At 45.7% G+C, this 13,709-nt stretch carries 13 protein-coding genes; 11 read left to right on the forward strand and 2 right to left on the reverse strand.

Annotation, left to right across the window (positions count from 1 at the left end):
• The first annotated feature begins 312 nt into the window (after positions 1 to 312).
• The 5 genes from L4C34_RS06090 to L4C34_RS06110 all read left to right on the forward strand — a co-directional run bounded on the left by L4C34_RS06090 (position 313) and on the right by L4C34_RS06110 (position 5,084).
• Complete coding sequence (locus L4C34_RS06090) at positions 313 to 1,689, forward strand: PhoH family protein (RefSeq protein ID WP_428788457.1); 1,377 nt, start codon at positions 313 to 315, stop codon at positions 1,687 to 1,689.
• A gap of 133 nt (positions 1,690 to 1,822) precedes the next feature.
• The gene (argF, locus tag L4C34_RS06095; RefSeq protein ID WP_428788458.1) at positions 1,823 to 2,830 is read left to right on the forward strand and encodes an ornithine carbamoyltransferase; all 1,008 of its coding nucleotides are present in this window, start codon (positions 1,823 to 1,825) and stop codon (positions 2,828 to 2,830) included.
• Between the two features lie 327 nt (positions 2,831 to 3,157).
• Positions 3,158 to 4,087, forward strand: a complete 930-nt coding sequence (gene pyrB / locus L4C34_RS06100; protein ID WP_428788459.1) for an aspartate carbamoyltransferase — start codon at positions 3,158 to 3,160, stop codon at positions 4,085 to 4,087.
• Positions 4,088 to 4,102: 15 nt separating this feature from the next.
• Entirely contained in the window at positions 4,103 to 4,564 is a 462-nt protein-coding gene (gene pyrI / locus L4C34_RS06105; protein WP_428788460.1) for an aspartate carbamoyltransferase regulatory subunit, read from the forward strand.
• Between the two features lie 133 nt (positions 4,565 to 4,697).
• Positions 4,698 to 5,084 carry a RidA family protein gene (locus tag L4C34_RS06110; protein WP_428788461.1) on the forward strand — a complete coding sequence of 129 codons (387 nt, stop codon included), beginning with the start codon at positions 4,698 to 4,700 and terminating at the stop codon, positions 5,082 to 5,084.
• An 80-nt stretch (positions 5,085 to 5,164) separates the two neighbouring features.
• On the opposite strand, the gene djlA is transcribed toward L4C34_RS06110, so the two are convergent.
• On the reverse strand, positions 5,165 to 6,022 hold the full coding sequence (gene djlA, locus L4C34_RS06115) for a co-chaperone DjlA (protein ID WP_428788462.1): 858 nt from the start codon (positions 6,020 to 6,022) through the stop codon (positions 5,165 to 5,167).
• A gap of 147 nt (positions 6,023 to 6,169) precedes the next feature.
• On the opposite strand from djlA, the gene lptD reads away from it, so the two are divergent.
• The 6 genes from lptD to L4C34_RS06145 all read left to right on the forward strand — a co-directional run bounded on the left by lptD (position 6,170) and on the right by L4C34_RS06145 (position 13,166).
• Entirely contained in the window at positions 6,170 to 8,581 is a 2,412-nt protein-coding gene (gene lptD / locus L4C34_RS06120; protein WP_428788463.1) for an LPS assembly protein LptD, read from the forward strand.
• Between the two features lie 67 nt (positions 8,582 to 8,648).
• Entirely contained in the window at positions 8,649 to 9,941 is a 1,293-nt protein-coding gene (surA, locus tag L4C34_RS06125) for a peptidylprolyl isomerase SurA (RefSeq protein ID WP_428788464.1), read from the forward strand.
• The gene (pdxA, locus tag L4C34_RS06130) at positions 9,931 to 10,923 is read left to right on the forward strand and encodes a 4-hydroxythreonine-4-phosphate dehydrogenase PdxA (RefSeq protein WP_428788465.1); all 993 of its coding nucleotides are present in this window, start codon (positions 9,931 to 9,933) and stop codon (positions 10,921 to 10,923) included. Before surA ends, pdxA begins: the two co-directional genes overlap by 11 nt.
• A gap of 9 nt (positions 10,924 to 10,932) precedes the next feature.
• The gene (rsmA, locus tag L4C34_RS06135) at positions 10,933 to 11,739 is read left to right on the forward strand and encodes a 16S rRNA (adenine(1518)-N(6)/adenine(1519)-N(6))-dimethyltransferase RsmA (protein WP_428788466.1); all 807 of its coding nucleotides are present in this window, start codon (positions 10,933 to 10,935) and stop codon (positions 11,737 to 11,739) included.
• A 188-nt stretch (positions 11,740 to 11,927) separates the two neighbouring features.
• The gene (gene apaG, locus L4C34_RS06140; RefSeq protein WP_428788467.1) at positions 11,928 to 12,308 is read left to right on the forward strand and encodes a Co2+/Mg2+ efflux protein ApaG; all 381 of its coding nucleotides are present in this window, start codon (positions 11,928 to 11,930) and stop codon (positions 12,306 to 12,308) included.
• A gap of 51 nt (positions 12,309 to 12,359) precedes the next feature.
• On the forward strand, positions 12,360 to 13,166 hold the full coding sequence (locus L4C34_RS06145; protein WP_428788468.1) for a symmetrical bis(5'-nucleosyl)-tetraphosphatase: 807 nt from the start codon (positions 12,360 to 12,362) through the stop codon (positions 13,164 to 13,166).
• A 37-nt stretch (positions 13,167 to 13,203) separates the two neighbouring features.
• Here the strand turns inward: L4C34_RS06145 and folA are convergent, their stop codons facing one another.
• Entirely contained in the window at positions 13,204 to 13,698 is a 495-nt protein-coding gene (gene folA, locus L4C34_RS06150) for a type 3 dihydrofolate reductase (RefSeq protein WP_428788469.1), read from the reverse strand.
• Positions 13,699 to 13,709 lie beyond the last annotated feature (11 nt).

Raw genomic sequence — 13,709 nt, forward strand, 5'->3', positions numbered from 1 at the left:
GTCACGTGTCTACACCGCAAATTACCCTTTTTTTTTTGCATGATTCTGCTTGACATCAAAGTGTCAAAAAATGTTGGGTAATATCAAGGTTCACCGCTTTTGGGTGACATATACTTAAACTATACGAGCATGATAGTCGCGCCAATGTTTTGTCACTGGCATCATGTATGCATATTTAGGATACGGATCAACACGGGTTTGCAAGACGTCGTCAAGTAACCGAGTTGGCTATCTGAGCCCAGACGTACTCGACAACCTCTCTTGCAGGCTACCTTTGCTAAGCACAGGCCGCATTGCGGCAAGGAGACGCTTATGGGCGATACTGACCGGAAACTATTTGTACTCGATACAAACATCCTCCTTCACGAACCCTTTGCCATTTATTCCTTCCAAGAACACGATGTCGTCATCCCCATGACGGTGCTTGAAGAACTCGACAGAATCAAAGATAGTAAGCGCGACGTTGCACGAGATGCTCGCGTCGCCATCCGTGCCTTGGAAGACATATTCCGTGACGCCACTCCAGATGAAATATCAGAAGGAATCCCTTGTTCAAAAGAAATCGATGCCACTGGCACAATTTCAATTCTCGCCGATTTTGAACTACAAGAAACTGTGAAAGCCTTCGCCGACAAAGCTGGCGACAACCGTATATTAAATGGCGTGCTCTATTTGCAAAACAAGCGCGCCCCTCGTGAAGTGGTATTAGTCACTAAAGACATCAATATGCGCCTGCGAGCTAAAGGAGCGGGCGTACGATTTGTTGAAGATTACCGCACCGACCAACTGATTGATGATGTTCAATATCTGACCAAAGGATTCCAACAATGCGAAGGAGACTTTTGGAGTAACATCGAGCAAGTCGACAGCCACAATTATGAAGGCCAAACCTACCATACGCTCAGCCGTGATCCATTAGACCCTACCTTCATTAATCAATATATTATTGATGAAGACAGCGATTTTGCCGCACGAGTGGAGAGTATTACCTCTGAAAAAGTCACGTTGTGCGATCTTAGTCGCGAGCGCATGATGCATCGTAAAGCATGGGACATTACCCCTAAGAATATTTACCAAGGTATGGCGATGGACGCATTGCTCGACCCTGACATTGATTTGGTCATTTTGACAGGGGCAGCAGGCAGCGGTAAAACCTTATTGGCCATGGCTGCTGCTTTAGAGCAGACCATCGAAAATGGTATGTTTGATAAAATCATTGTCACGCGTAACACACCCGACATCGGTGAATCGATCGGCTTTTTGCCCGGCTCTGAAGAGGAAAAAATGCTGCCTTGGTTAGCCGCCGTGACCGATACATTGGAGGCTCTACACAAACACGACCATTGCACTGAAGGCTCGATGAAATATATTTGCGATAAAGCCAATATCCAATTCAAGTCAATCAACTTCATGCGTGGCCGATCCATTCAAAATGCGTTCGTGCTACTTGATGAGTGTCAAAACCTAACTGCATCACAAATCAAAACCATAATCACACGCTGCGGTGAAGGCACCAAAATAGTCTGTTCAGGTAACCTCGCACAAATAGACTCGCATTATTTAACCCCAGTGACATCAGGTCTCACCTATATGGTGGAACGATTCAAAAACTTTGCAGGAAGTACCAACATCCACCTCAACGGCGTTGTCAGAAGTCGCTTAGCGGAATTTGCCGAAGAGAACTTATAACCCCTCACAGCGGAAAGTAGCTTGCTTTCCGCTCCCCCCCTTAGCTTAAACAAGCAAATAAATACTCACAAAATAAGCATAATTATGATTTAATATCATAATCTATCTCATGACGTCCAAGGTTGGATATACGATGCAACTACATCAACGTAACTTTCTCAAGTTACTGGACTTTTCAACGGAAGAAATTCACCACTTGATAAGTCTTGCTAGCAAACTTAAGCAAGATAAGTCTCAAGGTCGTGAACATAAAACTCTGTCTGGGAAGAATGTCGCCCTAATTTTCGAAAAGCCCTCCACTCGCACCCGCTGCGCTTTTGAAGTCGCCGCTTTTGATCAAGGCGCGCAAGTGTCCTACATTGGACCCTCTGGTTCTCAGCTCGGCTCTAAGGAAACCATGAAAGATACAGCCCGAGTGTTAGGTCGTATGTATGATGGCATTGAATATCGAGGGCATGGTCAAGAGGTCGTCGAGGAGCTAGGACAATACGCCGGAGTCCCGGTTTGGAACGGCTTAACCGATGAATTTCACCCCACTCAAGTGCTCGCTGACTTTCTTACCATGCTTGAACACAGCCCAAACAAAAAGCTGAGTGACATTATCTTGGTTTATCTAGGTGACGCCCGTAACAATGTCGCCCACTCCTTGCTGGTTGGCGCTGCTAAAATGGGAATGAACCTTCGCATAGTCGCGCCTAAAGAATATTGGCCAGATACCGCTATCAGCCAAAAATCTCACGCCATCGCAGAAAAAACAGGGGCGATACTCACCATCACCGATGATGTCGATTCCGGCGTTCACGGCTGCGATTTTATCTATACCGATGTATGGGTATCAATGGGAGAGTCGGTCGAAGCTTGGCACAAGCGTGTTCAATTGCTCTCTCCCTATCAAGTCAATACTGAGACCATCAACAAAACTGCCAATCCGAACGTCAAGTTTATGCATTGCTTACCGGCTTTTCATAACAATGATACCGCTGTAGGCAAGCAGATAGCGGAACAATACGGCATGAATGGATTAGAGGTAACCGAGGAAGTGTTCGAGTCCAAGCGATCCATTGTCTTCGACCAAGCGGAGAATCGCATGCATACCATTAAGTCTGTCATGGTGGCAACGTTAGGCGAACGAAGTAATTAACTCACGAATGAGTTTGATACTTGCACTCCCTTTTTGAAGGCGTATAATTTTTCGCAATTTATTTAAGGGTGACGCAATGTCTCAGTCTCTATATTTCACCACATCGTCTTTTTCCAAACCGTCGAATGCGGTGACGAGCTATTGCTTCATCTCGTTAGAAAATGATTAAGCCTCCCATATGGGAGGCTTTTTTATTGCCGCTAGCAAACTCGTTGTGCCACGGCAACGTTCTCACAATGAGCAACGTAAAACTTACGACTAACTAGTCACTGCAAATCAACGTCACGACAAACCAACGTTACGATAAACCAATAGGGAAGACTCAAAATGGCGAATTCGCTTTATCAAAAACACATCATCTCTATTCCGGAACTCTCTCGACAAGAGCTAGAGCTTATTGTCAGCACTGCCGGACAGCTCAAGGCAAACCCAGACCCCACTCTGATTCAAAACAAAGTCGTCGCCAGTTGCTTTTTTGAACCTTCTACCCGCACCCGTTTATCATTTGAAACCGCCATTCAGCGTATTGGCGGTGACGTGATTGGTTTTGATAGTGGTGGTAATACCTCTCTTGCCAAAAAGGGAGAAACATTGGCTGATTCAGTGCGAGTCATCTCTTCCTACGTGGATGCATTTGTTATGCGCCACCCACAGGAGGGAGCTGCGCGCTTAGCATCTGAGTTTTCCAATCAAGTTCCAGTGATCAATGCAGGGGATGGGGCCAATCAGCACCCAACCCAAACCTTACTTGATCTGTTTAGTATTTACGAAACTCAAGGCAAACTCGATACACTCAACGTGGCGTTTGTCGGCGATCTCAAGTACGGCCGTACCGTACACTCCCTGACCCAAGCGCTAGCAAAATTTGATCAAGTCCGCTTTTTCTTTGTCGCTCCAGGGGCGTTAGCCATGCCAGACTACATCTGCGAAGAACTGGATGAAGCAGGCATTCAATACTCTAGCCACACTGACATAGAAAGTGTCATACCACAGCTTGATATTCTCTACATGACCCGAGTGCAAAAAGAGCGCTTCGATGAGTCAGAATACGCACACATCAAGTCGGCATACATCCTGAGCGCTGACATGCTTGTAGACGCGCGCACTAATATGAAAGTGTTGCACCCTCTGCCACGCGTGGATGAAATCACGACGGATGTGGATGCAACTCACCATGCTTACTATTTTGAGCAAGCAGAGAATGGCGTGTTTGCCCGCCAAGCATTACTCGCGCTCGTTTTAAATCAGGACCTGTAATCGGAGGACTTACGTATGACTAAACAAAATCAACTGCAAGTAGAAGCTATCAAAAATGGTACAGTAATCGATCATATTCCAGCGCAAGTCGGCATCAAAGTTTTACAACTTTTTGATATGCACCACTCAGAGCAGCGCGTCACCGTTGGCCTAAACTTACCTTCTTCTGAGCTCGGCAGTAAAGACTTACTCAAAATAGAAAATGTGTTCATTTCCCCTGAACAAGCAAACAAACTGGCGCTGTACGCCCCCCATGCCACCGTCAATCAAATTGAAAACTACCAAGTAGTAAAGAAGCTCGCCTTACAGCTACCAAAACAAATCAGCCGTATTTTTAGCTGCCCGAACTCCAACTGCATTACCCACAGTGAGCCCGTCGATACGAGCTTCAGTATTTTAGAGAAATCGGATGACATCCGCCTGAAATGTAAATACTGCGAAAAAGTGTTCTCTCGTGAAGTCGTCACCGAGCGTTAAATGATAACCGAGAGTTAAGTGGTAGCCGAAAGTTAAGTGGTAGCCGAAAGTTAAGTGAGCGTTGATCTCTTTACCTAAAGCGAGAATATCGGCACACTGGCTCAGCATTCAACAAGTAATAAAAGGTTTCTGTATGACAAAAGTACTGCACACTGAATCAGCACCAGCCGCTATCGGCCCTTATGTACAAGGCGTAGATTTAGGTAATATGGTTCTCACTTCTGGCCAGATCCCAGTTAATCCAACAACGGGGGAAGTGCCGACGAAAATCACCGAGCAAGCTCGTCAGTCGCTTGAAAACGTTAAGGCAGTGGTCGAAGCATCGGGACTGAGCGTAGCTAACATCGTTAAAATGACGGTGTTTGTAAAAGATCTCAACGACTTCGTAGCGGTCAATGAAGTGTATGGGCAGTTTTTCGATGAGCATCAAGTTGAGCACTACCCTGCGCGTTCTTGCGTTGAAGTGGCTAGACTGCCAAAAGATGTCGGCATTGAAATTGAAGCGATCGCGATACGCTAAGTCGGTTTATGCTTTGAATAACCTAGCGTGATTCAAAAAAAGCGAGCTATTGAGCTCGCCTTTTTTAATTTTATGTTGCGCTATTTAATGCCTTTAACCTTCTTTATCAAGTCATAAGCAGATTGAATCTGCTGCGATTTCTCTTTCGCAACATTCATCATTTCTGGCGGAAGGCCCTTGGCCATCAGCTTGTCTGGGTGATGCTCATTCATCAGTTTACGGTAGGCTTTTTTCACGTCTTTACTGTCAGCATTTTCCGCCACGCCCAATACGTCATACGCCGCCGATAAACGGCTACTGTCTGGCGCGGTTTGCCATGATCCACCTTGCGATGAATGTGCACCTTGCTGGCCAGAAAAACCGCCACCTTGTTGAAAACGAAACGCGGCTTCTTGCATTCGTAAACGGCGTTCTAACTGACTGGAAGAAAAACCTAAACCACTAGCAATACGATGCAGGACCTCTCGCTCACTTGGGTCGACCACTCCATCGGCAAATGCCGCTGACACTTGCAACTCAAGAAAGAACTGAATTAAATCACGTCGGCCTGAAGACGACACACGAACTTGCTCTAGCACTTGCTCCAATGGAAAGTCGCTCTCTTTTCCTTGGCGAAACGCTTCTTGCGCCGCTCGGCGTTGTTCGCCATGTAGGTTCATTCGATCCATCATGGTCATTGCCAACTGAATCTCTGATTGGGTAACCTGCCCTTTCGCTTTCGCCACATGCCCCATCACCGAAAAAACGGCGTTAAAAAACGCCTCTTGGAGATCCGCTTGACTTGGACCCGAACCAAATGGATTGCCACGAAACCCTGCTTGATTATTCTGCAACGCTTTATCAAATTGGTGGCCAATATACAGGCCTAACAGAGCGCCGGGCCAACTGCCGAAGAGCGTTCCAAAGAATAAACCAAGAATTTTGCCTAAAATACGCATTATGTGCTCTCAATCTGTGAATTTTTTTACCGTCACGTGGTCAGATAGTGCCGGAAGCCTTAATTTCCTTTATGATAAGCACCGTTTTCATTTATTTTGGTTGACTAACCACCAAATTAATCAAGTTCAACAGGATAGTAAAACTCGATGCCACGTTTTTCTCGCACTCTCCTAGCTGCCTCAATTGCGTCAGCCTTCTTTATTGCCGAAGCTCAGGCCGAAACGGCGCCAGAGTCACCTGCGCAAAATATATCAGCGTTCGGTCAATGCCAAGTATTAGACCCTATCGATCAATGCTTGGTCAATGTACCTGAGCCTGATAATTCTAAACAGCTGCCGGTGAATGTCGATGCGGATACCCTACAAGGCACAAGTGGGGATAAAGCGACCTATACTGGCAACGTGGTGGTTACTCAGGGTCACAAGCGTATCACAGCCGATAACGTGACTTATCATCAAAAAGAAAACGTGGTGGTGGCGAAAGGCAATGTCAACTTCAGTGACGGGCTAATTAAATCCGTTTCAGATAAAGCGACCAATAACTTAACCGACAATCAATTTACTTTGTCGAATACTCAATATCATTTCCTCTGTCAGCCAGGCCGAGGCAAAGCGGTGTACGTGTCGAACACAGGCAAAGCGTTGTACCAGATTGATGATGGCTCGATAACGTCATGCCCTGACGGCAACGATGCTTGGCGCTTACGGGCCACGAGCATAGATATCGACAATAACGATGAAGAAGCCACCTTCTACAACCCAAGGTTTGAGATTCAACATGTACCCGTGTTTTATCTACCATATCTGACAGTACCGATTGGAAAAACACGTAAAACGGGCTTTTTGTATCCATCAATCAACTATGGTTCGAGTGACGGCCTGACGGAAGAAGTGCCAATTTACTGGAACTTGGCGCCAGATTACGATCTCCTCACCACCGTTAAAAACATGCAAGAGCGTGGCACTCAGCTCAACAGTAAATTTCGTTACTTAACCAGTTTCGGCTCTGGTACGATCAACACTGAATTCTTGCCAGACGACAAAAAGTACCCAGAGAAAGGCAATCGCTGGGGCGTTCAATATACCCATAGCGGTATCTTGGATGGTAATTGGAAGTTCGATATTGATTATTCCAAAGTCAGCGATGATGACTATTTTTCTGATATTAGCTCTAGTATCGGTACGCAATCAGATGGCCAATTGATCCAAGAAGGAGAAGCGACGTACCGCTCGGATAATTGGGATGCATCTATCTTGGCGCGAAGCTTTCAGGTACTCAACAACAACAGTCAACCGTACAAATTACTACCACAACTGTCGTTTAACTACTACCAGCCACAAGCCGTCAAACATTTTGACTTTGATATGAAAACCGAGTTGTCAAACTTTACTACAGATCAAGACAACGAACCTTCAGCAACACGCTTACATATCGAGCCAGGTATTACTCTACCCATGAGTAACACTTGGGGTACTTGGGTCACTGAACTGCGCTTACCAACGACATACTATTACCAAGATCTTAGTGGTGTGGACAATCCAACAACCCCGGGAACAAGCAGTGGTGAGTATGATTTAAAGCAAAACGTTACCCGTGTATTACCTGAATTCAGCAGCAGCGCGACCATGGTGTTAGAAAGTAACAATAAGTACTTTGATGAGTATACTCAAACTCTTGAGCCGCAAATTAAGTACGTCTACATACCAGAAAAAAATCAAGATGATATCTATCGTTACGACACCACACAGCTAGAATCCGATTACTACGGATTATTTAGAACTCGTCAAAACAGTGGCTATGACCGAATCCAAGGCGCCAACCAAATAAGCTATGGTGCTACATCACGCTTTTTTGACGAAAATTACGTCGAACGAATGAATGTCGCCTTTGGCCAAATATTGTACCTCAATAAAGGCCTACGCTCGCCAACTGATACCAACTCAACCAATGCCTCTAGTTGGTCTGCATGGGCAATGCAAGCAGATTTCAACTATGGGGATAACTGGTTCTACCATGGCAGTATTCAGTACGATTCGGATGTCAGTAAGATGCAACTTGGCAGCAGTACATTGGAATATCGTTTCAATGGCGGCTACCTGCAATCAAACTATCGATATGTAAGTCAGGATTATATTTCCCAAACGGTTAGTGGCTACAACGACCCAGACACCATCAAAGCAGTTACTCCAGACGGCATATCTCAAGCTGGCTTACTTGGTAGCTATCAACTGTCACGGAAATGGTCAGCGGTGGGGCAATATTTCTACGATCTCACTACCGATAATAAATTGGAATGGTTAGCTGGATTAAAATACACCTCAGATTGTTGGTATATTGCCTTTAACTACAGTAACCGACTTAAAAATTGGCAAGATGGCAGCACAGAAACAACTAACGTGACTAACTACCCAGACATCACACCAATTTACGAAAACAACTTTGGTATCAACTTCGGCATCATCGGCTTTGGTACCAGCATGGGCTCCTCAAGCACCCTGCTCGTTGATGGTACAAGTAGCTCTTTGGGCTATACCAACCCGTTTTTCTTAAATAATTAACCTTATTTACTACACAATATTGCTAGCGGCATGTGTCGCTAGCCAGCATAGGTAACAGGATTAACCCATGAAAATGTGGAAACTTCTTTTAATCAGCGCAGTAACGGTTTTCACGACAACCACGGCTCTCGCCAAGCCAGTCGAGCTCGACAAAGTGGTTGTCGTGGTCAATAACGGTGTGATTTTGCAAAGTGATGTCGATATTGCGCTCAAAATGATCAAGCTCAACGCTCGAGCAAGCAAACAGGCCCTACCCAGCGATGCTGTGCTAAGAAAACAGGTCGTGGATAAGTTGATTTTGGATAAAATTCAGCTGCAAAAAGCCAAGCAGCTTGGCATTCATGTCAACGATGAACAGCTAGAAAACACCATCAATGACATAGCTAAAAGTCAGAAGCTGCCAATGAAGCAGTTCGTCACATTGGTGCAAAAGCAAGGCCTTAGCTACGCGACTTTCCGCAAAGAAATTCGTGACGAAATCAAGGTACGTGAGACTCGTAACGCACTCGTGCGTCAGCGTATTAGCATTCTTCCAGAAGAGGTTTCTAGTTTGGCTAAGATACTTGCAAAACAGACGAATTCTGGGGTCGAGTATAAAATCGCTCACATTCAGCTCGATTTCAATGAACAGAATAAACAGCAAGTGCAAGCGCAAGCGAATAAACTGGTGAAGCAGCTTGAAGGTGGTGCCAACTTCACTACGATGGCATACAGCTTCTCAAATGGTCCAAAAGCATTGGATGGCGGTGAGTGGGGCTGGATGCGTAAAGAAGCGATGCCGACTATTTTTGCTGACCAAATCAATATGAGCAAGAAAGGAACTATCCTTGGCCCATTCATTGGCGCTTCTAGCTTCCATATTCTGAAAATTGAAGACGTCAAAGGGCTAAAAACCGTTGCCGTTACTGAAGTAGACGCTCGCCATATATTGATTAAACCAAGTATTATTCTCAATGATGACGGAGCGAAAAAAGAACTCAACAAGTTCATTCGCGAAATCAAATCGGGACAAGCGAGTTTTGCGGAACTGGCGAAACAATATAGCCAAGATCCCGGTTCAGCTTCTCAAGGTGGCGACCTAGGCTTTCAGACGCCAGATACTTTTGTGCCCGAGTTTAAACACCAAGTAGAGACTCTGCCAGTTGGACAAATTAGCAAGCCATTTAAAACGGTCAACGGCTGGCACATTGTCGAGGTAATGAAAAAACGTACCGTGGATCGCACCGACGCTGCTATGAAAAATCGCGCCTACCGAATTCTATTCAACCGTAAGTTCAATGAAGAAGCTGGTGCTTGGATGCAGGAACTACGTGCTGGAGCCTACGTAGATATTCTTAAGGGCCAGCAATATGACAGTTAAACGCATTATAGTGACCGCAGGTGAGCCTGCTGGCATAGGTCCAGATTTGGCTTTATCGTTGGCGCAACAAGATTGGCCACATCAAATCGTGGTCTGCGCCGATAAATCTTTGTTGGAAGAGCGAGCTAAGCAGCTCAATCTAACCGTAGAGTTCATTGACTATCACGGCGCTTTAACGCCGACGCCACATCGCTCTGGCACCCTAGTCGTCGAACATATGAATTTGGATGCGCCTGCGGTCGCGGGCCTACTCAATGAAGCCAATGGCCATTACGTCCTCAAGACTCTCGAGCGGGCAGCGAAAGGTTGTATGGATGGGGAGTTTGATGCTATTGTCACCGGCCCTGTCCATAAAGGGGTGATCAACCGATCGGGAGTGGCGTTTAGCGGCCACACTGAATTCTTTGCTGAGCAGTCAAATACACCACTGGTGGTGATGATGTTAGCGACTGAAGGAATGAAAGTGGCGCTGGTTACCACGCATATTCCGCTCGCCTCCGTCTCTAAGGCAGTGACACCAGACAGGCTAACGCAAATTATCCAAATTCTGAATAAGGATTTACGTGATAAATTTGCCATAGAAGAGCCTAAAATTTTTGTCTGCGGACTTAACCCTCATGCAGGCGAAGATGGCTGTTTAGGCCACGAAGAGCTGGAAACCATTACCCCAACGATGGAACGAATTCGTCAAGAACACGGCATCAACTTAGTTGGTCCGCTTCCTGCCGACACTATTTTTAGTGACAAATATTTACAGGAAGCCGACGTGATACTGGGTATGTATCACGATCAGGTGCTTCCTGTACTAAAGTATAAAGGTTTTGGCCGCGCGGTGAATATCACCCTCGGCTTGCCATTTATCAGAACCTCTGTCGATCATGGCACAGCTCTCGAGCTAGCAGGGAAAGGGATCGCAGATACTGGCAGTTTCAATACTGCTCTAGCTCATGCTATTGAGCTGGTGAACAATCAAGCGAATTAGAGACCTGTTATGAAAAATGATGTCCACTTAGGGCACAAAGCACGTAAGCGATTTGGGCAGAACTTCTTAAACGATCCATACATTATTGATGGCATTGTGTCGTCGATAAACCCAAGACCGGGGCAAAACCTGGTTGAAATAGGTCCTGGCCTAGGAGCTATTACCGAGCCTGTTGGCAAAGAAGTCGATAAGTTTACAGTAATTGAGCTCGACCGAGATCTGGCTGAGCGTCTGCGTAACCATCCTGAATTGTCGGAAAAACTGACGATTCATGAAGGCGATGCAATGCGCTTTGACTTTACCCAGCTTGTTCGTCCAAACAATAAACTGCGTATCTTTGGTAACTTGCCTTACAACATTTCTACGCCATTGATGTTCCACTTGTTTGAGTTCCATAAAGACATCCAAGATATGCACTTTATGCTACAAAAAGAAGTCGTGAACCGCTTGGCTGCGGGTCCGGGCAGCAAAACTTATGGCCGATTAACCGTCATGGCGCAGTACTACTGTAAAGTGGTTCCAGTACTGGAAGTTCCACCAACTGCGTTCGTACCACCACCTAAGGTAGACTCTGCCGTGGTTCGCTTGATGCCGTATGAAACATTACCGTATCCTGCAACTAGCCTAAGCTGGTTAGACCGCGTTTGTCGTGAAGGCTTTAACCAACGCCGTAAAACAGTGCGAAACTGCTATAAGAGCTTACTCGACAAAGAGACCTTAGAATCGCTAGGAGTTAACCCTGGTATGCGTCCTGAGAACCTCACTTTAGAGCAATTTGTCGACATGGCGAACTGGCTGGACGCGAATCACAAATAGACCTTGTTGAGCAGATCAAACCAACAAATCTAACGACAGAGCTTATTGCTAACAGTGATAAGCTCTAGTTCTCTTCTCACACTTTTCTCTCTATTTCTTCCCACAACATCCGCTAACTTACTATCAATATTGCATCTTCCCCCGACTTAGGTATATATATAAATAAAAAGAGCGCGTTAGGAGCCAACATGGAAGTGAGTCAACCTTGCATTAAAATCCAAGTTCATACCAAGTACGTTAAAGATCAATCTGATCCCGATAACCAACGCTATATTTTTGCCTATATCATTACTATCAAAAATCTCAGCTCACAAACCGTGCAACTGATCAGTCGCCGCTGGTTGATCACCGATGCGAATGGCAAACAAATGAGTGTTGAAGGTGATGGTGTGGTTGGTCAGCAGCCCTTTATCCCTAGTAGGGACGAGTACACCTATAGTAGCGGTACTGCCATCGAAACCCCCGTCGGGGTCATGCAAGGGCAATATATTATGCTAGATGCAAAAGGCAGTGAGTTTATTACTGAGATTGAACCTTTTCGCCTCGCCGTCCCAAATGTTTTAAATTAATCATTTAAACCATTCGTTTAAATGACGCTTTCCAGCGAGGACAAATACACCATGTCGATATACCTAGTCGGTGATATTCAAGGCTGTTTCACCGAACTCAAATTATTACTTGATAAAGCCCAGTTCGATTCAGAAAAAGATCAGTTATGGTGCGCAGGCGATCTGGTCGCAAGAGGGCCAGATTCACTTCAAACGCTAAGGTTCATTAAAGATCTAGGCAACGCTGCGAAAGTGGTGCTGGGCAACCATGATTTACACTTACTCGCCATTTCGCTCGGCCTACGTCAAGCCAAGGAAAAAGACGGTATCAATGATATTTTTCAGGCAGAAGACAGAGATGAGCTGCTCAACTGGTTAAAACAGCAGCCTCTTTTTCTGGAGCATGATGACTTTGTTTTGTGCCACGCAGGTATCTCACCTAATTGGGACTTGACCATCGCCAGAGCGGCAGCCAAAGAAATTGAAGATTTGCTACAAAGTGAAGAATGGCCTCAATTACTGCAAGGTATGTACGCTGATACGCCAGCTCAATGGGATCCTCAGCTTACTGGCATTGAAAGGTATCGCTATATTATCAATGCCTTTACTCGGATGCGATACTGCGCTCAAGACGGCAGCTTAGATATGCAGGCGAAATACCCACCCGCTGATATGCGTGATTCTTCTTTGTTCCCTTGGTTTGAAACACCAAACCGAGTACAGCTCGACAAAACGGTCGTATTTGGCCATTGGGCCGCTTTGCAAGGCTATCACAGCCAAACTGCGATAGGGCTGGATACTGGCTGTGTCTGGGGCGGGAGCCTAACGATGTTACGCTGGGATGACCAGCGTTATTTCCGCCAAGCAGCTCTAACTTAATAGGCCTCTGACTTGATGCAGCCTCTGTCGATAGCGATTATTCGTCGCTATCGGCTCTTTCCAGAATACAGAACTGCATATTGTACGCGTTCTTCTCATCAGCCAAGAATTGCTCTTTACTAACTGATGACCAGCCTTCTCCCCAATCTGGAAATTGCGTATCGCCATTAATATCAGCATCAATAAACGTCAGGTAAAGCTTATCAGCTTGTTCAAGGCAACGAGCATAAATGGAGCCACCACCGATGATCATGACTTCCGGTTCATCGCATAATAGCGACAACGCTTGCTCAATAGAACTCACTACAGTGACACCTTCAATACGCAAACTGGTGTCTCGGCTAATCACAACATTCTGTCGGCTAGGCAGTGGCCGGCCAATTGAATCATAAGTTTTACGCCCCATTACCACGGGTTTACCTATGGTACAGCGTTTGAACCAAGCAAAATCGGCAGGAAGATGCCAAGGCATTGCGTTATCTTTGCCAATAATACGGTTGTTGGCCATAGCCGCAATTAAGCTTATCAACATATCACTATTCT

The sequence above is a fragment of the Vibrio profundum genome (genome assembly GCF_050337555.1).
Taxonomy (GTDB): domain Bacteria; phylum Pseudomonadota; class Gammaproteobacteria; order Enterobacterales; family Vibrionaceae; genus Vibrio; species Vibrio profundum.

Coding starts and splice junctions, on each gene's coding strand:
- pdxA (WP_428788465.1), top strand. CDS start 9,931: ATGACAGTTAAACGCATTATAGTGACCGCAGGTGAGCCTGCTGGCATA.
- folA (WP_428788469.1), bottom strand. CDS start 13,698: ATGTTGATAAGCTTAATTGCGGCTATGGCCAACAACCGTATTATTGGC.
- apaG (WP_428788467.1), top strand. CDS start 11,928: ATGGAAGTGAGTCAACCTTGCATTAAAATCCAAGTTCATACCAAGTAC.
- L4C34_RS06090 (WP_428788457.1), top strand. CDS start 313: ATGGGCGATACTGACCGGAAACTATTTGTACTCGATACAAACATCCTC.
- surA (WP_428788464.1), top strand. CDS start 8,649: ATGAAAATGTGGAAACTTCTTTTAATCAGCGCAGTAACGGTTTTCACG.
- pyrI (WP_428788460.1), top strand. CDS start 4,103: ATGACTAAACAAAATCAACTGCAAGTAGAAGCTATCAAAAATGGTACA.
- rsmA (WP_428788466.1), top strand. CDS start 10,933: ATGAAAAATGATGTCCACTTAGGGCACAAAGCACGTAAGCGATTTGGG.
- lptD (WP_428788463.1), top strand. CDS start 6,170: ATGCCACGTTTTTCTCGCACTCTCCTAGCTGCCTCAATTGCGTCAGCC.
- argF (WP_428788458.1), top strand. CDS start 1,823: ATGCAACTACATCAACGTAACTTTCTCAAGTTACTGGACTTTTCAACG.
- L4C34_RS06110 (WP_428788461.1), top strand. CDS start 4,698: ATGACAAAAGTACTGCACACTGAATCAGCACCAGCCGCTATCGGCCCT.
- djlA (WP_428788462.1), bottom strand. CDS start 6,022: ATGCGTATTTTAGGCAAAATTCTTGGTTTATTCTTTGGAACGCTCTTC.
- L4C34_RS06145 (WP_428788468.1), top strand. CDS start 12,360: ATGTCGATATACCTAGTCGGTGATATTCAAGGCTGTTTCACCGAACTC.
- pyrB (WP_428788459.1), top strand. CDS start 3,158: ATGGCGAATTCGCTTTATCAAAAACACATCATCTCTATTCCGGAACTC.